The following is a 23,290-nucleotide window of genomic DNA, read 5'->3' as shown; positions in this document are numbered from 1 at the left end:
CGAGGAGGGTGTGCAGCGCATGATCCTGGCTTCCCGCAAACCGCGCCGTGGCACCTGGCGCCGCTGGTCCCTGGCCCTGTGCCTGCTGGCCACCCCGGTCTTCGCACAGGCCGCACCCGATCCCGGCGCTCCGCTGCCGTACGTGATCGGGCTGCACGAGGCCTACCTGACCCCGGACTACTGGGCCGCGCGGCTGGACAATGCCGATGCACCGATCCTGGACCGCGCGCAGATCCAGGCGCAGAACGCGCGCATGCGTGCGCAGGATGCCCACATCCAGGATATCGCCGCGCTGCCCGCGCAGCTTTCGGCGCAGCAGGTGCGCGCCAGCATCACCGCCCTGTCGCAGTGGCCGACGCGTGCGCTGTACAACGACGTCGGCCAGGACATCGCCCCGGCCCAGCGCAGCGCGATCGAGGCCAACCTGGGCCTGCAGGGCGTGCCGGCGCAGGTCAGCCCGGCCTATGGCCTGGTGGTGAAGCGGGCCGCACTACGCACCTTCCCCACCCGTCAGCGCGTTTTCAGCAGCCGCGGCGATACCGATATCGATCGCTTCCAGGAATCGGCGCTGTTCCCCGGTGACAAGGTGGCCGTCGTGCACCGCAGTGCTGATGGCCGCTGGCTGTTCGTGCACAGCGAACGCTACAGCGCCTGGATCGAAGCCGAAGCCGTGGCCACCGGCGAGAAGGCCAGCGTGGTTGGCTATGCCACGCAGGGCCCGTACCGCATCGTGACCGGTGCAGTCGCTCATACCGCCTACACCCCGGAAGAACCGCGCGTATCGCGCCTGCAGCTGGACATGGGCGTGCGCCTGCCGGTGCTGGCCGACTGGCCGGCCGCCACCGCGGTGAACGGCCAGCAGGCGCATGCCGCGTGGGTGGTGCAGCTGCCGGTGCGCGAAGCCGACGGAAGCCTGAAGCTGGTGCCGGCCCTGCTGCCGCGCTCGCAGGACACCGCCGCCGACTACCTGCCGCTGACCCCGCGCCTGCTGCTGCAGCAGGCCTTCAAGTTCCTGGGCGAACGCTACGGCTGGGGCCACGACTACGACACCCGCGACTGCAGCGGCTTCGTTTCGGAAATCTACCGCAGCTTCGGCGTGCTGCTGCCGCGCAATACCAGCGCGCAGGCGGTCAGCCCGGCGCTGGACCGCCTGCCCTTCACCGACAAGGACAGCAAGGCGGTGCGCGATCGCGCCGTGGCCCACCTGCAGGTGGGCGACCTGGTCTACATTCCCGGCCACGTGATGATGGCCATCGGCCACGTCGACGGGCGCACCTGGGTCATCCACGATACCGCCGGCGGCAGCTGGTTCGGCGCCGACGGTAAGCGCGTGCAGGCCCATCTGAATGGTGTCTCGGTCACCCCGCTGGAACCGATGATGGCCAGCGACACCGTCCGCTACATCGACCGCATCACCAACATCCAACGCCTGCGCACCAAGACCCCTGAATGAAGATCACCGCCATCGAACTGGGCATGCTGCGCGTGCCGCTGAAAACGCCGTTCAAGACCGCCCTGCGCACGGTGGAAACCGTGGAGGACGTGGTGGTGCTGGTGCGCACCGATACCGGCCACACCGGCTACGGTGAAGCACCGGCCACCGCGGTGATCACCGGCGATACCCACGGCTCGATCATCGAAGCGATCCGCCACTTCATCGCCCCGCGCCTGATCGGCCAGGAAGTGGTCAACCTCAACCGCCTGTGCGGCCTGGTGCAGACCGCAATGGAGCGCAACACCAGCGCCAAGGCGGCAGTGGAGATCGCCCTGTACGACCTGTGGGCGCAGCTGCACGGCGCACCGCTGTACCAGATGCTGGGCGGCGGCGACCCGGTCATCACCACCGACATCACCATCAGCGTGGACTACATCGACAAGATGGTGGCCGATTCGCTGTCGGCCATCGATCGCGGTTTCGAATCGCTGAAGATCAAGGTGGGCAAGGACATCGGCCTGGACATCGAGCGGGTGAAGGCGATCCACACCGCCGTGCAGGGCCGCGCCCTGCTGCGCCTGGATGCCAACCAGGGCTGGACCGCCAAGCAGGCGGTGCACGCCATGCGCACGCTGGAAGAGGCCGGCGTGGTGCTGGAACTGCTGGAACAGCCGGTGAAGGCCGCCGACATCAACGGCCTGAAGTACGTGACCGACCGGGTGAACACCCCGGTGATGGCCGACGAAAGCGTGTTCAGCCCAAGCCAGGTGATGGACCTGATCCAGCAGCGCGCGGCGGACATCATCAACATCAAGCTGATGAAGACCGGCGGCCTGTCCAACGCGATCCGCATTGCCGACATTGCCGGCATCTACGGCGTGCCGTGCATGATCGGCTGCATGATCGAATCGAGCATCAGCGTGGCCGCCGCCGTGCACCTGGCCGTGGCCAAGAGCGATGTGATCACCAAGGTCGACCTGGACGGCCCCTCGCTGGGCCAGTTCGACCCGGTCAGCGGCGGCGTGCACTTCAACGAATCGGAAATCAGCATTGCTGATGTACCCGGGCTGGGCATCACCGAAGTGCGTGGGCTGGAGATGCTGGGTTGATTCATGCCTTGCGGCTGGATTGGCGTACAACTGACGCTGGGTCGCGCGTTACTTTTCTTTGCGCGCAAAGAAAAGTAACCAAAAGAAACGCTCCGCCATCCGCGAGCCGACGTGCTGCGCACGCCGGTGCCCTGCGCTCCTCGGTCCGCCGAGGGACGGCGCGGAACTCGCTGCGCTCAGACACCCGCGCCTCTTCGCCCTCGCCGGACCTGCGGTGCTCGGCTCGCTACAAGGCGGATTCAAGATCCAAGGCAACAGCCGCCGGTAGATCCACGCCACGCGTGGATGCACTTGCCTCTGCCCCACCCCGTATCCCCTTCGCGGCTGGCACGCGCGCGATCTGTCCAGGGTCGGGCGGGTGGGGCTTGCGGGGGTGTCCGCCGCACGGATGCGGCGGCCAAGCCTACACGGACGTACTTGCGGCGTCCCCCGCAAACCCCACCCGCCCGACCCAACACATGACCCGCTCTCCGCGACCCACCGCAACGCCTTTGATAACCCCCGGACGCCCCCCATGCCGCCCCTGCTGAAAATCCGCGCCGAGCGTGGGCAGATGTCGGCCATCGAACGCCGCATCGCCGATTTCATCCTGGACAACGCCCACCTGCTGCGCGATTACTCCTCGCAGCAGCTGGCCAGCGCGCTGGGCATCAGCCAGTCCAGCGTGGTGAAGTTCAGCCAGAAGCTGGGCTTCAAGGGCTACCCGGACCTGAAGTATTCCATCGGCCAGGACGTGGCCCGCGCCGGCAGCGCCGCGCCGCAGGCCCCGCATGAGCCCGAGGGCGGCGACGACTACCAGCGGCTGGACGACGCCCTGCAGCGCAGCAAGGCGCAGGCCGAGGAAGAAACCCGCGCAGCCAATCCACGCGAGGAAATCGAACGCATCGTGCAGATGCTCGATGGCGCGCCCAAGCTGTTCGTGTACGGGCTGGGCGACGACGGCCTGTACGCACGCGAATTCGCCATGCGCCTTTCGCTGCTGGGCCTGCTGGTGGTGCCCCACACCGACCCGGTGCTGCTGCTGGCCAACCTGTCCGCCGCGCGGCCCGGCGATGTGCTGCTGGTGTTTTCCGAATTCGGCCACCTGCCGCAGCTTTCGCACCTGTCGCGGCAGTTCCAGGACATGGGCGGCAAGGTCGTCTCGATCACCCGCCATACCGCCAACCCGCTGCGCGCGCACGCCGCCGCGTCGCTGGTGGTCTGCGCGCACGACCGCGCGCCGCAGGTGGCGCAGCTGCTGTACCGTAGTGCCATGCACGCGCTGCTGGATTTCCTGTTCGTGCTGCTGTGCCATGCCAATCCGGATCGCCAGCGCCAGCTGGCGGTGAACCTGGAGCGGATCGACCACCTGTTGGATTCCTGACCGGAGTACCCGCATGAACCGCTTGTTCCGTCGTGCCGTCAGCGTGGGTCTGTTGATCCTGCTGCCGCAGTTGCCCGCCGCCGCCCTCAGCCCGCTGCCGCCGCCCCTGGCACACAGCAACCAGCTGGTGGTGGTGGTGACTGACGACTGGGATGCCACGCAGGGCAAGCTGCAGGCCTACACGCGCGGCGCCAAGGGTTGGCAGCCGCAGGGCCCGGCATTCGACGTGGCGATCGGGCGCAAGGGCAGCGCCTGGGGCCTGGGCCTGGCCGCCGCGCCGATGGATGGACCGCAGAAACAGGAAGGCGATGGCCGCAGCCCGGCCGGTGTCTTCGCCATCGGCAGTGCCTTCGGCTACGCTGCCAAGGCCAGCACCGGGCTGACCTATCTGCCGATGCAGCAAAGCAGTTACTGCATGGATGTACCGGCATCGCCGTACTACAACCAGGTGGTGGACGCGCGCGAGGTGGGTGCCGAGGCGGTGAAGGATTCCACCGAGCCGATGCGGCTGGACCTGCACAACAAGGGCGACGTGCGCTATCAACAGGGCTTCATCATTGCCCACAACGCCGGCAACGAACCCGGCCGCGGCAGCTGCATCTTCGCCCATCTGTGGCGCCAGCCCGCCGAAGCCACCGCCGGCTGCACCGCCATGACCGCCGCGCACATGCGCACCCTGCTGGCCTGGCTGAAAGATGACGCGCAGCCACGCTTCGTGCTGCTGCCGCGCGCGCAATACCTGCATTACCAGGACCGCTGGCAACTGCCCGCATTGACGGGGGCACTGCGTTGAGCGCACAGGACGAACCGCAGCTGCAGCGCGCGGTCAGCCGCTGGCAGATCGTCGGGCTGTCGATCAACGATGTGATCGGCAGCGGCATCTACCTGCTGCCGGCGGCCACGGTCGCCCTGCTCGGCCCCTTCAGCCTGTGGGGCGTGGTCGCCGCCGGCATCGTGGTGGCCCTGCTGGTGCTGTGCTACGCGCAGGCCGCCAGCTACTTCGATGAACCCGGTGGCAGTTACCTGTACGCGCGCGAAGCCTTCGGCCGTTTCGCCGGTTTCGAGATCGGCTGGATGATCTGGCTGACCCGCATCAGTTCCGCCGCCGCACTCAGCAATGCGCTGGCCGATGCCGTGGCGCGCTTCTGGCCCTGGGCCGGTGCCGGCGTCGGCCGGCTTGCGGTCATCGTGCTGTCGCTGGGCTTCCTGACCGGGGTGAACATCATCGGCGTGCGCTCGGCCGCGCGCACCGGCATCGTGCTGGTGATCGGCAAGATGCTGCCGCTGCTGCTGTTCGTGGCCATCGGCGCGTTCTACATCGATCCACAGCTGGCCTTCTCCGGCCAGCGCCCGGATCCGCACGACCTGCAACGCATGGGCGAAGCCGCCCTGCTGCTGCTGTACGCCTATGCCGGGTTCGAGAACATTCCGGCCGCCGCCGGTGAATACCGCAACCCACGCCGCGATATTCCCTTCGCGCTGATCACCATGATCGTCACCGTCACCGTGATCTACGGTGCGGTGCAGCTGGTCGCGCAGGGCACCCTGGCCGGCCTGGCCAGTTCGGCCACGCCGCTGGCCGATGCCGCCGCCGGCTTCGGTGGCGAGGCGCTGGCCCTGATCCTGACCGTGGGCGCCACCATTTCCATCCTGGGCACCAACAGCAACACCATGATGATGGGCCCGCGCTTCCTGTTCGCCCTGGCCCGCGATGGCTACGGGCCGAAGGTGCTGGCGCAGGTGCATCCGCGCTTCCGCACGCCGGCCGCCGCCATCCTGTGCCAGGGCGTGATCGCGCTGGGCCTGGCGCTGTCCGGTTCGTTCGTACAGCTGGCCCTGCTGTCGATGACCACGCGCCTGTTTGCCTATATCGGCACGGCGGCGGCAGTGCTGGTGCTGGCCAAGCGCTTTGCCGACCGGCCCGGTGCGTTGAAGCTGCCCGGTGGCCCGCTGATTCCGGTGCTGGCACTGCTGCTGTGCCTGGCCCTGTTCATCAGCGCAAGCTGGCAGAACATCGCCGCCGCGCTGATCGCCTTCGCCATCGGCGCGGTGATCTACAAGCTGCCGCGCAAGACCGACATCGCGTGATCGGGGCCGCCGGGCATCGCCCGGCGCTACCGTGGGGATACCTGCCCTTCACGCAACCGGCCCGGGCTGTTAACCGCGGCCCGGGCACGATCAGGCTTCGTCCACCACGGAGCCCAAGCGATGAGCCCCGACTACCAGATTCCCGGCCGCGTGCCGGAAGACAGCACCCCGCGCCAGGCCGTTTCCGACTATTGGCGCGACCGCTACACGGCCGAGCCGTACTACGACGAAAGCCTCTACTTCGACGACTATGAACCGGCGTATCAGCTGGGCCATTCCGCGCGTGCGCAGGACATCATCCGCGCCTACGAGGACGTCGAGCGCGAGCTGGAAGGCCGCTGGGCGCAGGAACGCGGCAAGAGCCGGCTGGAATGGGCGCAGGCGCGCAACGCCGTGCGCCGTGGCTGGGAAGAATCGCCCAGCATCAAGTAGCGCCACGCCATGCGTGGCTGTGTCCTAGTAGAGCCACGCCATGCATGGCTACGCCCACGAACCGAGCCGAGCAATGCCCGGCTCGGCCGCGGACGCCTCAGTCCTGTTCCGGCAGCGGCGGAATCGCCGTTCCCCGCGGTGCGTCACCCGCACCTGCGGCGATCAGGTCGCGGGTGTTCTTCTGCACCGCCACCGCACCAAACAGCGACAGCGCGAAGGCCATTCCATAGAAGCCCTTCTCGCTCAGCGCCAGGGTGGCGTTCCACAAGCCCACCAGCAACAGCAGCAGCGCCGACAGCAGCGCAAACCAGCACAGCGCGTAGTACAGCCCGCTCACCGGGATGCCTTCCACCCGGTCGCGCACGCTCTTCTGCAGGGAAACGGCGGCGAACAGGCCGAACAGCAGCAGGGTCAGGTAGTAGCCTTTTTCGTTCAGCGCCATCTGTGCGTTGAACAGGCCGATCAGGTAGGCCACCGCCCCCAGCAGCAGGGCCACCCACGAGGCGGCGATGAAGGCGGGGGACGGTCGTGCGGTAACGGGGGTGTGCATTGCAGATCCTTGCAGACTGGCGGGCATGCATTGCCCGGGCACGGCCACCCTAGACCATTGGCGAAGCGCCGCACAGGGGGCAGCAGGACCTTCGGGCCACGACCGTCACCCCCACGGTGGTATACAACACAGAGCCTGGCCATCCGCATCCCCGTTGGAGATACCCATGACCCGCACGCCCCTGCTGCTCGCCCTCGGCCTGTTGCCGATCCTTGCCACCACTGCCTGCAGCGCCGCCGGCCCGGACACGGCAGCCACCTCCGCAGCCGCCGCAGCGCCGGCCAGCACTGGCGAGCGCCCGTTCACCGCCACCGAAATCAGCCGCTTCGACCAGCCCTGGGCCATGACCTTCCTGCCCGACGGCAGCCTGCTGGTGACCGAAAAGCGCGGCAAGCTGCAGCACTTCGATATCGCCAGCGGCGCCAAGCATGAGATCCGCGGCGTGCCGAAGGTGGCCTATGGCGGCCAGGGTGGCTTCGGCGATGTGATCCTGCATCCGGATTTCGCCCGCAACAATGTCGTTTACGTCAGTTATGCCGAAGAAGGCACGCTGGACACGCGCGGCGCGGCCGTGGCCCGTGCCACCCTGGCACTGGACGCGCAGGGCGGTGGCGAGCTGAAGGATCTGCAGGTCATCTGGCGGCAGACGCCGAAGGTCAGCGGTCAGGGCCACTACGGCCACCGCCTGGCGTTCGGCCCCGATGGCAAGCTGTGGATCGGTTCCAGCGAGCGACAGAAGTTCGATCCGGCGCAGGACATGGGCAGCAACCTGGGCAAGATCGTGCGCCTGAACGACGACGGCACGCTGCCGGCCGACAATCCCTTTGCATCGCAGGGCGGCGTGGCGGCGCAGGTCTGGTCGCTGGGCCATCGCAACATCCTGGGCATCGCCTTCGATGGCAACGGCAAGCTGTGGGCGCAGGAAATGGGCCCGGCCGGCGGTGACGAGCTGAACCTGATCCAGCGCGGCTCCAACTACGGCTATCCCATCGTGTCCAACGGCGACCACTACGATGGCCGCCCGATTCCCGACCACGACACGCGCCCGGAATTTGCCGCGCCGAAGGTCACCTGGAACCCGGTGATTTCCCCGGCTGGGCTGATCTTCTACAACGGCGCGCTGTTCCCGCAGTGGAAGGGCAGCGCCTTCATCGGCGGCCTGTCGTCCACCTCGCTGGTGCGCGTGGCCTTCGACGGCGACAGCGCCCGCGAGGCCGAACGCTTCAACATGGGTGAGCGCATCCGCGAAGTGGAACAGGGCCCGGACGGTGCGCTGTGGCTGCTGGAAGATGGCAGCAAGGCACGCCTGCTGAAGCTCACGCCGAAGGCCTGATCACCCGGCAATGCGCAGCTGGAACGGCCCCGCATGCGGGGCCGTTTCGTTTTCCACTTACTGGATGGTGATGACCTTCACTTCGCTGCGCGTGCACGCCGCATCCAGGCACGTGCCGTTCAACCAGACCTGGCCATCGCCGATCATCACGCCCTGCTGGTTCACGAAGACCTTGCCGAAATCCTGTTCGGACACGGCCTTGACCACCGCCGGGGTGATGATGGTTTCGTAGTTGCGCTGGAATTCACCCGGGCCGGTGATCTTCCTGCCGCCGGCAACATTGAGCGGAAAGCGCACTTCCTCCACCACGGCCGCACGGTCGCCGCCGACCACGGCAGTCTTGAACGCGTTGAACACCTTTTCGTATTGCGCGGCGTCGCCCAGCACGCTGTCGATGCGGGCACGCGCGTCGTCGGCGCTGGTTTCAGCCGGCGCGACCGCGGGGGCGGCGGGTTCAGCGGCAGGCGTGGGCGCGGCCGCAGCGTCCATCGGCGGCGGTGCGTCGGCCGCCGGTTCGGCCGGCGCGGGCGGCTGCGAACAGGCCGCCAGCAGCAGGGCCGGCATCAGGAAAGCAATCTTGCGCATGCGCGGACTCCATCGGATCGAAAGCCCGATGGTAGCGCCGGGCCACGCCCGGCGTGTTCGTGCATCGTGAGCAAGGCAACGCCGGGCATGGCCCGGCGCTACCGCTTGCCGTAGATCCACGCCATGCGTGGATCAGGGCGAAATCAGCCCTTCAACAGCTCGAACTGCACCGCTTCACCGGCCGCCGACGAGGCACACACCCACACGTCGAACTGGCCCGGCTCGGCACGCAGCACGCCGTCGCGGCCGGTGAACGCCAGCTGCTCGCGGGTCAGGGTGAACACCACCTCGGTCGATTCACCCGGCTGCAGGGCCACCTTGCGGAAGTCCTTCAGTTCACGCACCGGGCGCACGCGGCTGGCCACGCGATCGTGGATGTACAGCTGCACCACTTCTTCGCCGGCCACGCGGCCGGTGTTGGTCAGGATGGTGGTCACGGTGAGGGTGTCATCCCAGCCCAGCTGCGCGGCGCTGAGCTGCGGCACGCCGTAGGCGAAGGTGGTGTAGCCGATGCCGTGGCCGAACGGGTACAGCGGCTCGTTCGGAATCTCGCGCCAGCGCGCCTTGAATTCCGACATGGTCGGCAGTTCCGGGCGGCCGGTGCGCGGGTGGTTGTAGAAGTACGGCTGCTGGCCGGACACCTGCGGGAAGCTGACCGGCAGGCGGCCGGACGGGCTGTAATCGCCGAACAGCACATCGGCCACGGCATGGCCGGTCTGCGTGCCCAAGTACCAGGTAACCGCCACGGCATGCGCATTGCGCACCGCGCCCTGCAGGGCCAGCGCGCGACCATTGCGCAGCAGCACCACCAGCGGCTTGCCGGTCATTGCCACGGCCTCGGCCAGCGCCTGCTGTGCCGGCGGCAGGGTGATTTCCACGCGCGACTGCGCTTCACCGCTGTACCGCTGCGGTTCGCCCAGTGCCAGCACCACCACATCGGCACGCAGCGCAGCGGCCACGGCCGCTTCGGTGCCGCCCGGAATGGCCGCTTCCAGCTCGCAGCCCGGCACGATTTCCAGCAGCGCTGCATCGCCGATGGCGGCGCGCACGCCGGTTTCCAGATCCACGTAGCGCTGCTTGTCGCCGAACAGGGTCCAGCAGCCTTCGATGTTCTCGCGGTCCTGCACGAACGGGCCGATCAGCGCGATCTTCTGCCCGGTCTTCTGCAGCGGCAGCACGCTGTCGCGGTTGTTCAGCAGCACGATGGAACGGCGTGCGGCGTCGCGCGACAGTGCGTCGTGGGCGGCGATGTGCGCGGTGTCCGCTTCGCGCGCCGGGTCCAGCGAACGGTACGGGTCGTCGAACAGGCCGATGGTTTCCTTCAGCCACAGGATGCGGCGCACGCCTTCGTCCAGCACGGCCATCGGCACTTCGCCGCTTTCCACCAGGCCCGGCAGGTGTTCGGCGTAGAAGCCACTCTGCATGCTCAGGTCCAGGCCGGCGGTGAACGCCTTGGCGGTGGCATCGCGGTCGTCGGCGGCGTAGCCGTGGGCGACCAGTTCCATGTCGGCGGTGTAATCGGAAATGACCACGCCCGGGAACTTCCACTCACCGCGCAGGATGTCGGTCAGCAGTTCGGCGTTGGCACTGGCCGGCACGCCGTTGATGTCGTTGAACGAGGACATCACGGTGATCGCGCCGGCATCGAAGGCGGCCTTGAAGGGCGGCAGGTGCACGTCGCGCAGGGTCTGCGGCGAGATGTCCACCATGTTGTATTCCATGCCAGCCATCACCGCACCGTAGGCGGCGAAATGCTTGGGCGTGGCCAGCAGCGAATCGGCGGCGCGCAGGTCGCTGCCCTGGAAGCCGCGCACGCGGGCGGCGGCGAACGCACAGCCCAGCACCACGTCCTCACCGGCGCCTTCGGCACCGCGGCCCCAGCGCTGGTCGCGGGCGATATCCACCGCCGGCGCGTAGGTCCAGTGCAGGCCGGCTGCGGTGGCCTCGATGGCGGTGGCACGGGCGGTGCGCTCGGCCAGGTCCGGCTCGAAGCTGGCTGCTTCGCCCAGCGGGATCGGGAACACGGTGCGCATGCCGTGGATCACGTCGGCGGCCAGGATGACCGGAATGCCCAGGCGGCTTTCCTCGGTGGCCACCTGCTGGATGCGGCGGCCCAGTTCGGCGCCCACGCCATTGAACAGCGAGCCGACCTTGCCCTCGCGCACCTGCTGCAGCACCTGGTCGGCGTTGCGCACGTTCGCTTCCGGGTTCACGTCCGGCGCGAACGGACGCACCATGTCGGCGAAGACACCCAGCTGGCCGACCTTTTCCTCGACGGTCATCTGGGCAATGAGGGATTCGATGCGATCGGAGGCCACCAGCTGTCCTTATGAAAACGTTTACAAGCCCGGCATTCTAGCGTTCCCGGGCGGTTTGGCGAGAGGTTTCTACGTTCAGTTTCGTGCGCCCGCCCACAGTCTGGGCGTTCCATACGGGTGCGGACGCGAGGGTGCAGCTTACTCCGAGCCGGCCTGCTGGCGCTGCCCGGCCATCAACATGGCATCGCTGGAGGCCTGGAACACGCGCAGCCCGAAGGCCGGCAGGATGGCCAGCAGGTGGTCGAAAATGTCCGACTGCACCGCCTCGTACTCCGCCCAGGCGGTGCTGCGGGTGAAGCAGTACAGCTCCAGTGGCAGGCCTTCGGTGGTCGGCTGCAGCTGGCGCACCAGCAGGGTCATGTCCTGGTGGATGCCGGGGTGGTTGCGCAGGTAGCGCTCCACGTACACCCGGAAGGTGCCCAGGTTGGTCACCCGGCGGCTGTTCACATCGGCCACGCCCTGCTCGCGCAGGCGCCCGTTCCACTGCCCCAGCTCCTGTTCCTTCTGCTGCAGGTAGTCGCCCAGCAGGGCGAACTGGCCCAGGAACTGCAGATCGCCGTCATCCAGGAAGCCGACGCTGTGCTGGTCCAGGTACAGCGCGCGCTTGATCCGGCGGCCACCGGCTTCCTGCATGCCACGCCAGTTCTTGAACGATTCGGTCACCAACTTCTTGGTCGGAATGGTGGTGATGGTCTTGTCGAAGTTCTGCACGGTGATGGTGTGCAGGGCGATGTCGATCACGTCGCCATCGGCGTTCTGGCTGGGCATTTCGATCCAGTCGCCAATGCGCACGCGGCCGTCGCCACTGATCTGCACGCTGGCCACCAGCGACAGGATGGTGTCCTGGAAGATCAGCATCAGCACCGCGGTGGCCGCCCCCAGGCCGGTCACCAGCGGCCCCAGCTTCACCCCCAGCAGGGTGGCCAGGATCGACAGGCCGGCGGCCACGAACACCACGATCTTGACCACCTGCAGGTAGCCCTTGATCGGCTTGTTGCGGGCATCGGGCTTGCGCTCGTACAGGTCGTTGGCCGCGTCCAGCGCGTGCGACACCGCCAGCGCCAGGGTCAGCACCGCCCAGGCGGTACACAGCGCCACTACGCCGCTGACCAGGCGCGGCGGCAGATCGGGAATCAGGGCCACGCCCGAGGCGATCACCTGGCTGGGCACCACGTTGGACAGGCGCGCGATGACCCGCATCAGGTGGCTGCCTCGGCCGGTATCGGCGCCGGGCAGGCGGCTGATCAGCCGCCGCAGGCCGCGCAGCAGGATGCGCTTGGTCACCCAGTTGGCCAGGCCGGCGGCGACCAGCAGCGCCGAAATCATCAACGCCAGGTAGGCGCCGGGATAGGGTTCCAGTGTGTTCTGCAGCTGGTCCAGCCACTGTACCGCCACCACCGCGTCCACCATCCGTTGTCTCCTTGTTGTTGTGTCATGCAGGCCGGCGCGTGGCCGGCGGAAAAACCCGCGTCCGTCAGTCGCGCGAACGCTCGATGATCACACCCACCGCGCGCGCGCCGCGCACCGCACCGGGCTTGCTCAGTTTCAGCCGCAGCCACTTCACCTCGAACTCGTCAAGCACGATCTGCGCGCAGCGCTCGGCCAGGGTTTCCACCAGACCGAACTCCGATTCGCGCACGAACTGTTCCAGGCGCTTGCTCACCGCCTTGTAGTTCAGGGTATGGGCGATGTCATCGCTGGCAGCCGGGCGACGGTTGTCAAAGCCCATCTCCAGATCGAACACCAGGTCCTGGCGGATGCGCCGTTCCCAGTCGTAGATACCGATCAGGGCGTCGATGGTCAGCCCTTCGATGAAAACCTTGTCCATTGCGGTTACCAGCCGAATACAGACGGCCATGGTACCGGCACGGCGGTGAGCCTGCCCGGAACGGGGGGTGGCGGTGGATGCGGCGGAAAAAACAAAGGGCCCTGCTAGCGGGGCCCTTTGGTACCTCTCAACGTCCCCAGGGGAAGCTGGAATCCAGCCGCGAGTCCCGGAGCACACGCCGCAAGGTTAGGAGTGCCACCCAGCCCAGTCAATTGGCAAATGCGACACGGCAGACGACAGGGTGAAAAACCGAGCCGATCCACAAAAAACACTGACGATCCTGATGCCGTTTTCTGATGTTCCTGCCTCGTTCCCAAGGTCAATGTGAAGCCACGTTCCCTGGGAGTGAGTTGATGAAGGAAAGCAGGATCCTGCAGGCAGCGCTATCCCGGCAGAGATGGTCGACCTACGAACGCATCGCTTCGCGTTGCGTAGCCGAACCCGCCACGCTCTATGCCTGGAACATGCAGATGTGTGCTGCTCTCCTGCCACCGCTGCACATCTGCGAGGTCGTGATCCGCAATGCAGCCGCTACGGCGCTGGCGCATCGCTATGGTCGATGCTGGCCTTGGCATCCAGCGCTGCTGCGCAGCCTTCCTGCCGAAGGCGCGCTTGCATCGCTACGCGATGCCTGCGGCAGCGCCGGAGCTCCCAGGGATGTACCGGAGGTCATCGCCAAGCTGCGATTCGGCTTCTGGCAGCAATTGTTCGCTCGACGGTTCGAGCATTCGATCTGGGCCGGCACCATGAGCCTGGTGCTGCCACACGCACCGTCGGCGCCGCTGTCCGTCCTGCGTCGGTCCATCCATGCCGACCTCGACCGCATCCGCCACCTGCGCAACCGCATCGCCCACCACGAACCCATCCTGGAGCGCGACATCGGTGCCGACCTGGCCGCGATCGGGCGGCTGATCCATGCGCGCTGCCCGCATACCTTGGGCTGGCTGCAGCGCCATGAGCGGGCGACGACAGTATTGGCGGCATCGCCGTTGGGTGCCCGCCCGTAAGGTGCCCGCCAGGCGTGGCCCGGCGCTGCCGGCGCGCGTGGTTTACGCCGCCGGGAAATCGTCGTTCAGACCGCCGGCAGGGTTGCCATGTCCCAGCGCGGGGTCACCTCGACCTTCGGCGGGTTGTGCTGCCCGGCCTGCAGCCGCAGCGCGCCGGCGAAGGCGATCATCGCGCCGTTGTCGGTGCACAGCGCCGGGCGCGGGAAGCAGGCACGGCCGCCCAGGCGTTCGGCCATCTGCTGCAGGCGCGCGCGCAGGCGCTTGTTGGCGCCTACGCCGCCGGCCACCACGATCACGTTGGTGCCGGCCGCTTCCAGTGCGCGCTCGCACTTGATGCTCAGCGTTTCCACCACCGCATCTTCGAAGCCACGGGCAATGTCGGCGCGGGTCTGCTCGCTCTGGTCGCTGTCGCGCCAGGCCATCAGGACCTGGGTCTTCAGGCCGGAGAAGCTGAAATCCAGCCCCGGCCGGTCGGTCATCGGCCGCGCGAAGCGGTACACGCCGGGCGTGCCCTGCTCGGCCAGCCTGGCCAGCTGCGGGCCACCGGGATACGGCAGGCCCATCATCTTGGCGGTCTTGTCGAAGGCCTCGCCGGCCGCGTCGTCCAGGGTTTCGCCCAGCAGGCGGTACTGGCCGATCGCATCCACCGCCACCAGCTGGGTATGGCCACCGGACACCAGCAGGGCCACGAACGGGGCCTGCGGCGGGTCGTCTTCCATCAACGGCGCCAGCAGGTGGCCTTCCATATGGTGTACGCCCACCGCCGGCACCTCCAGCGCCCAGGCCAGCGAACGGGCCACGCCCGCCCCCACCAGCAGGGCGCCGACCAGGCCGGGGCCGGCCGTGTAGGCCACCCCGTCAATGTCGTCCACGCCCAGCCCGGCCTCGCCCAGGGTCTGGCGGATCAACGGCAGCAGCTTGCGCACGTGGTCACGGCTGGCCAGCTCGGGCACCACACCACCGTATTCGGCGTGCAGGGCGATCTGGCTGTAGACCGCATGGGCGCGCAGGGCCGCGCTGCCGGCCAGGTCGGTGTCATACACCGCCACGCCGGTCTCATCACAGGAAGATTCGATGCCAAGGACTCGCATGCCTGCTATTATGACGCCCCTGCCGGTCCCTCGGGGGCTGTGCAGAACCCTCTGCAATCGAACCACCGGCCCGTATTCAGGGTTGGCCGCTTGCAGTTTGTCTTTTCGCCGCTATAATGTGCGGCTCGCCGGGCGTGACCCGGTTCTACTGTGTCCCGGAGATTCCATGCCCAGCGTCAAAGTCCGCGAGAACGAGCCCTTCGAGTTTGCTCTTCGCCGCTTCAAGCGCACTTGCGAAAAGGCCGGTGTGCTGGCCGAAACCCGCAAGCGCGAGTTCTACGAAAAGCCGACCCAGGAGCGCAAGCGCAAGGCCGCCGCTGCTGTGAAGCGTCAGCTGCGCCGCTCGTCGCGCGACGTCACCAAGCGTCAGCGCCTGTACTGATCGGACGCATCTTCATTGCGGCGGGCTCGTCCTTCCGCAGTGGAGTCGAAGCCGGCACGCGCGAGCGTTGCCGGCTTTTTGCGTTTCCGGGCCCGGGCATCCGCCCCGCCCCACCACCACCACGAGGTTCCTCATGAGCATGAAGCAGCAGCTCACCGAAGACATGAAGGCCGCCATGAAGGGCGGCGAGAAGCACAAGCTGGGCGTGATCCGCCTGATCAACGCCGCCATCAAGCAGAAGGAAGTGGACGAGCGCGTCGAGCTGGATGACACCGCCGTGATCGCCGTGCTGGACAAGATGGTCAAGCAGCGCAAGGACTCGGTCAGCCAGTACGAAGCGGCCAACCGTGAAGACCTGGCCGAGATCGAGCGCGCCGAGATCGTGGTGATCGAAGCCTACCTGCCGGCCAAGATGGGCGAAGCCGAGATCGTGGCCGCCATCCAGGCCGCCATGACCGAAACCGGCGCCAGCACCCCGGCCGACATCGGCAAGCTGATGGGCGCGCTGAAGCCGAAGCTGGCTGGCCAGGCCGACATGGGCCTGGTGTCCAAGCTGGTCAAGCAGCAGCTGTCGTAAGCCAGCCCTTGGGGTCAGAGCCCTTTCGCGCGCGAAAGGGATCCGACCCCATCGCAGCATTCCCGGGGTCGGATCCCTTTCGCCACGCGAAAGGGCTCTGACCCCATCGCGGTCCCCGGCGCTTCACCACGCCTTCGACCCCCGGCTGCTACAACAGCCGCATGGTCGAACCGGCACCCCGCGTCCCCGTGAATCTGCAAAAGTACGTCCAGCGCCTGCAGGACAGTTTCCCGATGGCGGTAGGCAAGCGCTTCGTCGACATCGATGTGCTCACCCAAGCCGCCTCGGTCTCCTTCTACGCCCTGCTGTCGATGGCACCGCTGCTGGTGCTGCTGCTGTGGCTGACCGCCTCGCTGTACCCGCCCGCGCAGCAGGCCCTGGTCGAACAGATCAGCTCGGTGGCCGGCAGCAGTGCCGCCACGGTGGCCGAAACCGTGCTGAAGAACGCCGACAACCAGCCCGACGTGGGCTCGCTGGCCGGGCTGTGGAGCACCCTGCTGCTGTTCATCGGCGCCACGGCGGTGTTCGCCCAGCTGCAGAACGCACTGAACCTGATCTTCCGCACCAGCGGCGAACGCCTGGATGGCATCAAGGCCTGGTTGCGCAAGCGTGTGTTCTCCTTCGGCGTGGTGCTGGCGCTGGGCTTCCTGCTGATCCTGTCGATGACCGCCACCACCATGCTGCAGGTCGCATTCGCGCAGCTGCCGTCAGTGCTGCCGGCCATCGGCTACCTGACCAGCCTGCTGCTGTACGCGGCCGGCTTCGCCTTCATGTACCACTACCTGCCGGACCGGCGCGTGGCCTGGCGCCAGGCCTTCATCGGCGGCGTCATCACCTCGGCGCTGTTCGCGCTGGGGCGCTATGGCATCGGCGTCTACATCGCCACCGTCGCACCGGGCAGCGCCTACGGGTCGATGGGTGCGCTGGTCATTTCGCTGGTCTGGATCTACTACGCCACCGTGGTGTTCTTCGTCGGTGCCTTGATGACTGCAGTGATCGACGAACGCCTGCGCGCGCGCAACCATCTGGCGCTGGCCGGCATCGATCCGGCAACGGCGCAGGCAGATGCCCAGCAAGGGGTAAACTAGGGGCACTGTCTGTTCCCCTCTGCGTGGCCCTGCCGGCCGCGCCCCTGCCCTGTTGCCCATGGCCCGTATCCCCGACGCATTCATCGACGACCTGCTGGCCCGCTCCGACATCGTCGAGGTGGTCGGCAGCCGCGTGCCGCTGAAGCGCCAGGGCAAGGAATACGCCGCCCGCTGCCCGTTCCACGATGAACGCTCGGCCTCGTTCACCGTCTCCCCCACCAAGCAGTTCTACCACTGCTTCGGCTGCGGCGCGCACGGTACCGCCATCAGCTTCCTGATGAACTACGACCGCCTCGAATTCCTCGACGCGGTGGACGAACTGGCCAAGCGCGCCGGCATGGAAGTGCCGCGCAGCGAGAACCCGCGCAGCGCGCAGCAGCAGGACGAAGGCCGCGAGCTGTATGCCGCGCTGGATGCGGCCATGAAGTTCTTCCAGAAGAACCTGGAAGGCAGCGACAAGGCGCGCGCCTACCTGGATGGCCGCGGCGTGGACGAAGAGAACCGCGCCCGCTTCCAGATCGGCTACGCGCCGGACGGCTACAGCGGGCTGCGCGATGCGCTGGGCAAGGACGAGCGCAAGATGAAGCTGCTCGACCGCGCCGGTCTGTTTTCCAAGAACGACCGCGGCCACGTCTACGACAAGTTCCGCGACCGGGTGATGTTCCCGATCTTCGACCGCCGTGGCCGGGTGATCGCCTTCGGTGGCCGTGTGTTCGAGAAGGACGACGGCCCCAAGTACCTCAATTCGCCGGAAACCGCGCTGTTCCACAAGGGCCGCGAACTGTACGGCCTGTGGCAGGTGCGCCAGGCCAACCAGAAGATCGAACGGTTGATCGTGGTCGAGGGCTACATGGACGTGGTCTCGCTGTTCCAGTTCGGGGTCACCCAGGCGGTGGCCACGCTGGGCACGGCCACCACGCCCGACCATGCCGAGCTGCTGTTCCGCAACGCGCCGGACGTGTTCTTCTGCTTCGACGGCGACGCCGCCGGCCGCCGCGCCGGCTGGAAGGCACTGGAATCGGTGTTGCCGCGCATGAAGGATGGCCGCCAGGCCTTCTTCCTGTTCCTGCCCGATGGCGAGGACCCGGACACCATCGTGCGCAAGGAAGGCGCCGAGGTCTTCAACGAACGCCTGAAACAGGCCACGCCGCTGTCGCAGTTCTTCTTCGATGAACTGACCCGCGAGATCAACCTGGGCACGCTGGACGGCAAGGCCCGCCTGGCCGAACGCGCAAAGCCGATGCTGGCGCAGATTCCCGACGGTGCCTTCGGCGACCTGATGAAGCAGCAGCTGGCGCAGCTGACCGGCCTGGGCGGCGGCAACGCGGCGGCCGCGCGCGCGCCGGTGCCGCAGCGCGCGCCGGCCCGGCAGATCCAGCCCATCGCCAAGCGCAGCCTGGTGCGCGGCGCCATTGCGGTACTGCTGCAGCAGCCGTCGCTGGCGCTCACGCTGGGCGGCAAGCATCACTTCCAGGGCCTGCGCCTGCCCGGCGTGGAGCTGCTGCTGGAACTGCTGGGGCTGGTCGAACAGCGCCCGGACATCAGCACCGGCGCCCTGCTGCAGCATTTCGACGGCCGCGAAGAGCAGGCCTCGCTGCACACGCTGGCCGCGCAGACCCTGCCCGGCGATGAGGCGGTGTGGACCCAGGAACTGCACGACGCCGTCGCCCAGCTGGAGAAACAACTGCTGGTGCAACGTCTGGACGAACTGTTGGCAAAGCAGCGCCAGCAGGGCCTGGACGATACTGACAAGTACGAACTGCGCGAGCTGTTGAAGGCGCGCGCCACCCTGCGCCTGTAGGGCGGCCAACCACGGAGAGACCATGCTGCTGCGCCTGACCTGCCTGCTGTTGTTGTCGCTCTGCATGCCCTTGGCCGCGCTGGCCGGGGAGAATCCGATCAACGAAGTGCGCCCGGGCCTGCATGCCGGCGGCCAACCCAGTGCCGCGCAGCTGCAGGCGCTGGCCGCGCAGGGCGTGCGCACCGTCATCGACCTGCGCCAGCCCGATGAAGACCGCGGTTACGACGAGATGGCCCAGGCCGAAGCACTGGGCCTGCGCTACGTGCGCATTCCGGTAGCCGGCGCCGAGGGCCTGGATGCAGCCAACGTGCGCGCCGTGCACCAGGCGCTGCAGCAGAACCAGGGGTCGGTGCTGCTGCACTGCGCCTCGGGCAACCGCGCCGGCGCCGTGCTCGCCCTGGTCAACGCACGCTACGAACAGGCCACCCCGGAACAGGCCCTGCCATTGGGCCAACGGGCCGGCCTGAAATCCCTGGAAGCCGCCACCCGCCAGCGTCTGGCGGAACCGGTCACCTCCCCCTGACCCCCACGTACCAAGGAGCCTGCCCACCATGACCCGCTGGTGGTCGCGCCTGCGACCGGACAACTTCACCCTCGCCCTGCTGTGCACCGTGGCCCTGGCCTCACTGCTGCCAATGAAGGGCGCCGCCGCCATGGTGCTGGACGATGTCACCACCGTGGCCATCGCCGCCCTGTTCTTCCTGCACGGCGCGCGCCTGCCTCGCGAATCGATCATTGGCGGCATGCTGCACTGGCGGCTGCACCTGACCATCCTGGCCTGCACCTTCATCCTGTTCCCGCTGCTGGGGCTGATGTTCAAGCCGCTGTCAGGCTGGCTGCTGACCCCCGAGCTGTACCTGGGCGTGCTGTTCCTGTGCACGCTGCCGTCCACCGTGCAGTCGTCCATCGCGTTCACCTCGATGGCGCGCGGCAACGTGCCGGCCGCGGTCTGCAGTGCGTCGCTGTCCAGCATCCTGGGCGTGTTCCTTACGCCGCTGCTGCTGACCACCCTGGCCGGCACCTCCGGCGGCGTGCACGACCCGCTGCATGCGATCGGCGGCATCATGCTGCAGCTGCTGGTGCCGTTCGTGGCGGGCCACCTGCTGCGGCCGTGGATTGCCGGCTGGGTGGAAAAGCAGCGCGCGCTGCTGCGCTACACCGACCAGGCCACCATCCTGCTGGTGGTGTATTCGGCGTTCGGCGAAGCGGTGACCGAAGGGCTGTGGAGCAAGACCCCGCTGCTGTCCCTGTTTGCCGTGGCCGTGGTGGCCGCCGTGCTGCTGGGCATCGCCATGCCGCTCATCACCTTCCTGGCGCGCCGCCTGCACTTCAACCGCGAAGACGAGATCGCCATCGTGTTCTGCGGGTCGAAGAAGAGCCTGGCCACCGGCGTGCCGATCGCCAAGGTGTTGTTCGCCGGCGGCAGCCTGGGCGCCATCGTGCTGCCGGTGATGATCTACCACCAGATCCAGCTGATCGTCTGCGGCGTGATCGCGCAGCGGTATGCGCGGCGCGCGCCCTGAGTCCGGTAGCGCCGGGCCATGCCCGGCGGAGCGCAGACGGGGTCAGAGCCCCTTCGGGGATCCGACCCCTATCGGTAGCGCCGGGCCATGCCCGGCGGCATCAGCCGGTCACATCCAGGGCAGGATCCAGTGGTCCACCAGCAGGAACGCGAACAGCGCCATCAGGTACACGATGGAGTACTGGAACATCTTCATCGAGAAGAATTCATCCGGCGGGTTCTGCATGCGCCAGGCGTACCAGAGGAACACGGCATTGAGCACGATCGCCCCGCCCAGGTAGAACGGCCCGCTCATGCCCACCAGGTACGGCACCACGCACACCAGCGCCAGCACCACCGAATAGGCCAGGATCTGCTTGCGCGTGTGCACCACGCCGTGGGTGACCGGCAGCATCGGGATCTTCGCCTTGGCGTAGTCCTCGCGGCGGAAGATCGCCAGCGCCCAGAAGTGCGGCGGGGTCCAGATGAAGATGATCAGCACCAGCAGCGACGAATACGCCCAGTCCGACGAGCCCTGCATGCCGGTGATCGCCGCCCAGCCCAGCATCGGCGGCATCGCGCCGGCCAGGCCGCCAATGACGATGTTCTGCGAGGTCGCCCGCTTCAGGTACACGGTGTAGATCACCGCATAGCCGATCAGCGAGGCGAAGGTCAGCACCGCGGTGATCCAGTTCACCCACAGCAGCAGGATCGCCATCGACAGCACGATCAGCACGCCGGCGAACACCAGCACCTGCCACGGCTTGACCTTGCCCACCACCAGCGGGCGCCACGAGGTGCGCGCCATCTGCGCGTCGATATGCGCATCCAGCAGCTGGTTGATGGCAGCGGCCGCTGAGGCGGCCAGCCAGATGCCCAGGAAACCCAGCGCGCCGGCGCGCACCTGTTCCCAGCTGGGTACGCCCGGAATGGCCAGGACCATGCCGACCAGGGCGGTGAAGACGATCAGGGCCACGACTTTGGGCTTGGTCAGGTCCCAGTACTGGCGATAGTTGGAAAACATGCGATCAGTCCGGCGCGCGCAGGCGGGCCAGCAGGCTCACCAGCACGAACAACAGGGCAACGGCCACGCCGTTGTGGGCCACGGCCACCGCCAGCGGCAGGGCCAGCTTCACGTTCAGGATGCCCAGGGTGACCTGCAGCACCAGCAGGGCCACCAGCGCACTGGCCCAGCCGCGCATGCTGGGCAGGCGGAACAGGCGCAGGCCCAGCCACAGCAGGTAGGCCACCACCACGATGGCGAACAGGCGGTGCGCCATCTGGATGGCGATGCGCGAAGCGCCATCCAGCACGCCCCCTTCGTAATCCACGCCGATGCCGCGCCACAGGGTGAAGCCTTCCACGAAGTCGTGCTGCGGCCACCACTGGTTGGCACAGCGCGGGAAGTTGTCCAGCGACGCACTGCCACCACCGCAGGCCAGCGCGGCGTAGTTGGCGCTGACCCAGCCGCCCAGCGCGATCTGGGTGACCAGCACGGCCACGCCGATGCGCAGCAGCCACTTCAGCTTCGGCGCTTCGGCCAGGGTGATCGGCAGGTGCGTTGCCCGCCAGGCCATCCACACCAGCAGGCCGAACATCAGCATGCCGCCCAGCAGGTGGCCCATCACCACGATGGGTTTCAGCAGCAGGGTGACCGTCCACATGCCCAGCAGGGCCTGGAAGATCACCACCGCCAGGGTCAGCAGGGCCGCCCGGGCCAGGTCGATGTTGCTCCAGCGCAGCGCGGCGATCAGCAGGATCGCCTCACCCACCAGGGCCAGGCCACTGGCCGTGCCATGCCAGCCCATCATGTACAGCGGTATGCCGGCGGCCACCAGCACGCAGGCGGTCACCACCGCGGTGCTGCCGAAGCGCCGCTTGCGGGTGGCCAGCAGGGCCAGGGTCAGGATCTCGATGCCCAGCGCGCCGGCCAGGAAGCGGTGCACCTGCTCGCGCCAGGCCTTGTGGGTTTCCAGCGGGCGGATCTCGGTAGCCGGGTGGCCGATGGTTTCTTCCACGTGCTGCGGCCAGGTGGCCTGGCCATAGCAGGTCGGCCAGTCCGGGCAGCTCAGGCCAGCATCGGACAGGCGCACGAAGGCGCCGAACATGATCGTGCTGGCGGTCATGATCATGGCGAACCACGCCAGGCGGTGGAAATTACGGTGCAGCGCCGGACGCGCGGAAAGGCTCATCAAACGGGACTCACTTCAGTTTCAGCAACGTGGCCATGTCCTTGCGCAGGCCCCCCAGGTCACTGCCGGGGGCATGGCGCATGATCACGAAGCCGTTCGGATCGATCACATAGACCGGCAATCCGGCCGGATCGTCGGCACCGGGCAACGCCGCGCGCAGGGCGGGCGACGGCGCCAGTGGCCGCAGCGCGGGCAGTGCGGCGATCGGCGCCGGTGGCGTGCCCAGCCACAGAATCTCCACATTATCGGCGTTATGGCCGAACAGCTGCCACACCTTGCCCAGTCCCTGCGACAAAGTGACGCACTGCGCGTCGCAGGCCCCGGCCGGCGCTACCAGCAGCCGCCAGGTGCGGGCCTCGGGGTTCCACGGGTAGGGCTGGCCGTTGGCCAGGGTCGGCGGCTGCTGGCGCAGGTCCACCGGTGGCTGCAGCAGTTGCCCGGCATTGCGGTGCCCGGTGGGCTGCCAGCCGGTGAAGCGCAGCACGGCGGCCAGCGCCATCGCCCCGAAGAACACGGCGAACAGCAGCAGCAGGGTGCGGCGGCCGGAACCACGTGCCTGCGGGGTGGTGGCGGTGTTCATGCGGGCATTTTCTCATGGTTGGGTGGAAGG

Annotated in this window: 23 protein-coding genes; 14 read left to right on the top strand and 9 right to left on the bottom strand. The window is 67.7% G+C overall.

Features of this window, described 5'->3' with window-relative positions; genetic code table 11:
* Positions 1-19 precede the first annotated feature (19 nt).
* The 6 genes from C1931_RS01960 (at position 20) to C1931_RS01935 (ending at position 6,427) form a co-directional block, all read left to right on the top strand.
* Positions 20-1,453 carry an SH3 domain-containing protein gene (locus C1931_RS01960; protein ID WP_108757617.1) on the top strand — a complete coding sequence of 478 codons (1,434 nt, stop codon included), beginning with the start codon at positions 20-22 and terminating at the stop codon, positions 1,451-1,453.
* The gene (locus C1931_RS01955; RefSeq protein WP_108755213.1) at positions 1,450-2,544 is read left to right on the top strand and encodes a dipeptide epimerase; all 1,095 of its coding nucleotides are present in this window, start codon (positions 1,450-1,452) and stop codon (positions 2,542-2,544) included. Before C1931_RS01960 ends, C1931_RS01955 begins: the two co-directional genes overlap by 4 nt.
* Before the next feature lie 514 nt (positions 2,545-3,058).
* Entirely contained in the window at positions 3,059-3,907 is an 849-nt protein-coding gene (locus C1931_RS01950) for a MurR/RpiR family transcriptional regulator (protein WP_108755212.1), read from the top strand.
* 13 nt (positions 3,908-3,920) lie between these two features.
* Positions 3,921-4,700: a L,D-transpeptidase family protein gene (locus C1931_RS01945; RefSeq protein WP_108755211.1), complete on the top strand. Its 780-nt coding sequence runs from the start codon at positions 3,921-3,923 to the stop codon at positions 4,698-4,700.
* Complete coding sequence (locus tag C1931_RS01940) at positions 4,697-5,995, top strand: amino acid permease (RefSeq protein WP_108755210.1); 1,299 nt, start codon at positions 4,697-4,699, stop codon at positions 5,993-5,995. Before C1931_RS01945 ends, C1931_RS01940 begins: the two co-directional genes overlap by 4 nt.
* A 120-nt stretch (positions 5,996-6,115) precedes the next feature.
* On the top strand, positions 6,116-6,427 hold the full coding sequence (locus C1931_RS01935; RefSeq protein ID WP_108755209.1) for a hypothetical protein: 312 nt from the start codon (positions 6,116-6,118) through the stop codon (positions 6,425-6,427).
* A 97-nt stretch (positions 6,428-6,524) separates the two neighbouring features.
* Here the strand turns inward: C1931_RS01935 and yiaA are convergent, their stop codons facing one another.
* Positions 6,525-6,977 carry an inner membrane protein YiaA gene (gene yiaA / locus C1931_RS01930; protein WP_108755208.1) on the bottom strand — a complete coding sequence of 151 codons (453 nt, stop codon included), beginning with the start codon at positions 6,975-6,977 and terminating at the stop codon, positions 6,525-6,527.
* A 166-nt stretch (positions 6,978-7,143) separates the two neighbouring features.
* Here yiaA and C1931_RS01925 point away from each other — a divergent pair, with 166 nt between their 5' ends.
* Positions 7,144-8,310: a PQQ-dependent sugar dehydrogenase gene (locus C1931_RS01925; protein ID WP_108755207.1), complete on the top strand. Its 1,167-nt coding sequence runs from the start codon at positions 7,144-7,146 to the stop codon at positions 8,308-8,310.
* A gap of 57 nt (positions 8,311-8,367) precedes the next feature.
* On the opposite strand, the gene C1931_RS01920 is transcribed toward C1931_RS01925, so the two are convergent.
* From C1931_RS01920 to folB, 4 genes are all read right to left on the bottom strand, one after another.
* Positions 8,368-8,895 carry a hypothetical protein gene (locus C1931_RS01920; protein WP_108755206.1) on the bottom strand — a complete coding sequence of 176 codons (528 nt, stop codon included), beginning with the start codon at positions 8,893-8,895 and terminating at the stop codon, positions 8,368-8,370.
* 143 nt (positions 8,896-9,038) lie between these two features.
* Positions 9,039-11,213: a glycoside hydrolase family 3 N-terminal domain-containing protein gene (locus tag C1931_RS01915; RefSeq protein WP_108755205.1), complete on the bottom strand. Its 2,175-nt coding sequence runs from the start codon at positions 11,211-11,213 to the stop codon at positions 9,039-9,041.
* 138 nt (positions 11,214-11,351) lie between these two features.
* On the bottom strand, positions 11,352-12,623 hold the full coding sequence (locus C1931_RS01910) for a mechanosensitive ion channel domain-containing protein (protein ID WP_108748255.1): 1,272 nt from the start codon (positions 12,621-12,623) through the stop codon (positions 11,352-11,354).
* A 64-nt stretch (positions 12,624-12,687) separates the two neighbouring features.
* Positions 12,688-13,041 carry a dihydroneopterin aldolase gene (gene folB / locus C1931_RS01905; RefSeq protein ID WP_108751949.1) on the bottom strand — a complete coding sequence of 118 codons (354 nt, stop codon included), beginning with the start codon at positions 13,039-13,041 and terminating at the stop codon, positions 12,688-12,690.
* A 353-nt stretch (positions 13,042-13,394) separates the two neighbouring features.
* Between folB and C1931_RS01900 the strand changes: the two genes are divergently transcribed.
* Complete coding sequence (locus C1931_RS01900) at positions 13,395-14,048, top strand: hypothetical protein (protein ID WP_108755204.1); 654 nt, start codon at positions 13,395-13,397, stop codon at positions 14,046-14,048.
* A 65-nt stretch (positions 14,049-14,113) separates the two neighbouring features.
* On the opposite strand, the gene tsaD is transcribed toward C1931_RS01900, so the two are convergent.
* Positions 14,114-15,139, bottom strand: coding sequence for a tRNA (adenosine(37)-N6)-threonylcarbamoyltransferase complex transferase subunit TsaD (gene tsaD, locus C1931_RS01895; RefSeq protein ID WP_108751947.1), 1,026 nt, complete (start codon positions 15,137-15,139; stop codon positions 14,114-14,116).
* 166 nt (positions 15,140-15,305) lie between these two features.
* Between tsaD and rpsU the strand changes: the two genes are divergently transcribed.
* The 6 genes from rpsU to C1931_RS01865 all read left to right on the top strand — a co-directional run bounded on the left by rpsU (position 15,306) and on the right by C1931_RS01865 (position 20,510).
* Positions 15,306-15,521 carry a 30S ribosomal protein S21 gene (gene rpsU, locus C1931_RS01890; RefSeq protein ID WP_002808376.1) on the top strand — a complete coding sequence of 72 codons (216 nt, stop codon included), beginning with the start codon at positions 15,306-15,308 and terminating at the stop codon, positions 15,519-15,521.
* A 133-nt stretch (positions 15,522-15,654) separates the two neighbouring features.
* A complete protein-coding gene (locus C1931_RS01885) occupies positions 15,655-16,098 on the top strand; it encodes a GatB/YqeY domain-containing protein (protein WP_108755203.1) in 444 nt (147 codons plus the stop codon).
* A gap of 161 nt (positions 16,099-16,259) precedes the next feature.
* Positions 16,260-17,186, top strand: coding sequence for a YihY/virulence factor BrkB family protein (locus C1931_RS01880; RefSeq protein ID WP_108748250.1), 927 nt, complete (start codon positions 16,260-16,262; stop codon positions 17,184-17,186).
* Between the two features lie 58 nt (positions 17,187-17,244).
* Complete coding sequence (gene dnaG, locus C1931_RS01875; RefSeq protein WP_108755202.1) at positions 17,245-18,987, top strand: DNA primase; 1,743 nt, start codon at positions 17,245-17,247, stop codon at positions 18,985-18,987.
* A gap of 22 nt (positions 18,988-19,009) precedes the next feature.
* On the top strand, positions 19,010-19,510 hold the full coding sequence (locus C1931_RS01870; RefSeq protein ID WP_108755201.1) for a sulfur transferase domain-containing protein: 501 nt from the start codon (positions 19,010-19,012) through the stop codon (positions 19,508-19,510).
* A gap of 28 nt (positions 19,511-19,538) precedes the next feature.
* Positions 19,539-20,510: a bile acid:sodium symporter family protein gene (locus C1931_RS01865; protein WP_108755200.1), complete on the top strand. Its 972-nt coding sequence runs from the start codon at positions 19,539-19,541 to the stop codon at positions 20,508-20,510.
* 108 nt (positions 20,511-20,618) lie between these two features.
* Here C1931_RS01865 and cyoE read toward each other — a convergent pair whose 3' ends face one another.
* From cyoE to C1931_RS01850, 3 genes are read right to left on the bottom strand one after another with little or no spacing between them, the layout of a single operon-like run.
* On the bottom strand, positions 20,619-21,512 hold the full coding sequence (gene cyoE / locus C1931_RS01860; RefSeq protein ID WP_108755199.1) for a heme o synthase: 894 nt from the start codon (positions 21,510-21,512) through the stop codon (positions 20,619-20,621).
* A 4-nt stretch (positions 21,513-21,516) separates the two neighbouring features.
* On the bottom strand, positions 21,517-22,680 hold the full coding sequence (locus C1931_RS01855; RefSeq protein ID WP_108755198.1) for a COX15/CtaA family protein: 1,164 nt from the start codon (positions 22,678-22,680) through the stop codon (positions 21,517-21,519).
* A 10-nt stretch (positions 22,681-22,690) separates the two neighbouring features.
* Positions 22,691-23,260, bottom strand: a complete 570-nt coding sequence (locus C1931_RS01850) for a hypothetical protein (protein WP_108751940.1) — start codon at positions 23,258-23,260, stop codon at positions 22,691-22,693.
* Positions 23,261-23,290 lie beyond the last annotated feature (30 nt).

This window comes from Stenotrophomonas sp. YAU14A_MKIMI4_1 (assembly GCF_003086855.1).
Taxonomy (GTDB): domain Bacteria; phylum Pseudomonadota; class Gammaproteobacteria; order Xanthomonadales; family Xanthomonadaceae; genus Stenotrophomonas.
This window is presented reverse-complemented; position numbering and strand designations above follow the sequence as displayed.

Bases quoted from the DNA above. Each gene is read 5' to 3' on its own strand.
- C1931_RS01960 (WP_108757617.1), top strand. From the start codon at position 20: ATGATCCTGGCTTCCCGCAAACCGCGCCGTGGCACCTGGCGCCGCTGG.
- C1931_RS01955 (WP_108755213.1), top strand. From the start codon at position 1,450: ATGAAGATCACCGCCATCGAACTGGGCATGCTGCGCGTGCCGCTGAAA.
- C1931_RS01950 (WP_108755212.1), top strand. From the start codon at position 3,059: ATGCCGCCCCTGCTGAAAATCCGCGCCGAGCGTGGGCAGATGTCGGCC.
- C1931_RS01945 (WP_108755211.1), top strand. From the start codon at position 3,921: ATGAACCGCTTGTTCCGTCGTGCCGTCAGCGTGGGTCTGTTGATCCTG.
- C1931_RS01935 (WP_108755209.1), top strand. From the start codon at position 6,116: ATGAGCCCCGACTACCAGATTCCCGGCCGCGTGCCGGAAGACAGCACC.
- yiaA (WP_108755208.1), bottom strand. From the start codon at position 6,977: ATGCACACCCCCGTTACCGCACGACCGTCCCCCGCCTTCATCGCCGCC.
- C1931_RS01925 (WP_108755207.1), top strand. From the start codon at position 7,144: ATGACCCGCACGCCCCTGCTGCTCGCCCTCGGCCTGTTGCCGATCCTT.
- C1931_RS01920 (WP_108755206.1), bottom strand. From the start codon at position 8,895: ATGCGCAAGATTGCTTTCCTGATGCCGGCCCTGCTGCTGGCGGCCTGT.
- C1931_RS01910 (WP_108748255.1), bottom strand. From the start codon at position 12,623: ATGGTGGACGCGGTGGTGGCGGTACAGTGGCTGGACCAGCTGCAGAAC.
- folB (WP_108751949.1), bottom strand. From the start codon at position 13,041: ATGGACAAGGTTTTCATCGAAGGGCTGACCATCGACGCCCTGATCGGT.
- C1931_RS01900 (WP_108755204.1), top strand. From the start codon at position 13,395: ATGAAGGAAAGCAGGATCCTGCAGGCAGCGCTATCCCGGCAGAGATGG.
- tsaD (WP_108751947.1), bottom strand. From the start codon at position 15,139: ATGCGAGTCCTTGGCATCGAATCTTCCTGTGATGAGACCGGCGTGGCG.
- rpsU (WP_002808376.1), top strand. From the start codon at position 15,306: ATGCCCAGCGTCAAAGTCCGCGAGAACGAGCCCTTCGAGTTTGCTCTT.
- C1931_RS01885 (WP_108755203.1), top strand. From the start codon at position 15,655: ATGAGCATGAAGCAGCAGCTCACCGAAGACATGAAGGCCGCCATGAAG.
- C1931_RS01880 (WP_108748250.1), top strand. From the start codon at position 16,260: ATGGTCGAACCGGCACCCCGCGTCCCCGTGAATCTGCAAAAGTACGTC.
- dnaG (WP_108755202.1), top strand. From the start codon at position 17,245: ATGGCCCGTATCCCCGACGCATTCATCGACGACCTGCTGGCCCGCTCC.
- C1931_RS01870 (WP_108755201.1), top strand. From the start codon at position 19,010: ATGCTGCTGCGCCTGACCTGCCTGCTGTTGTTGTCGCTCTGCATGCCC.
- C1931_RS01865 (WP_108755200.1), top strand. From the start codon at position 19,539: ATGACCCGCTGGTGGTCGCGCCTGCGACCGGACAACTTCACCCTCGCC.
- cyoE (WP_108755199.1), bottom strand. From the start codon at position 21,512: ATGTTTTCCAACTATCGCCAGTACTGGGACCTGACCAAGCCCAAAGTC.
- C1931_RS01855 (WP_108755198.1), bottom strand. From the start codon at position 22,680: ATGAGCCTTTCCGCGCGTCCGGCGCTGCACCGTAATTTCCACCGCCTG.
- C1931_RS01850 (WP_108751940.1), bottom strand. From the start codon at position 23,260: ATGAACACCGCCACCACCCCGCAGGCACGTGGTTCCGGCCGCCGCACC.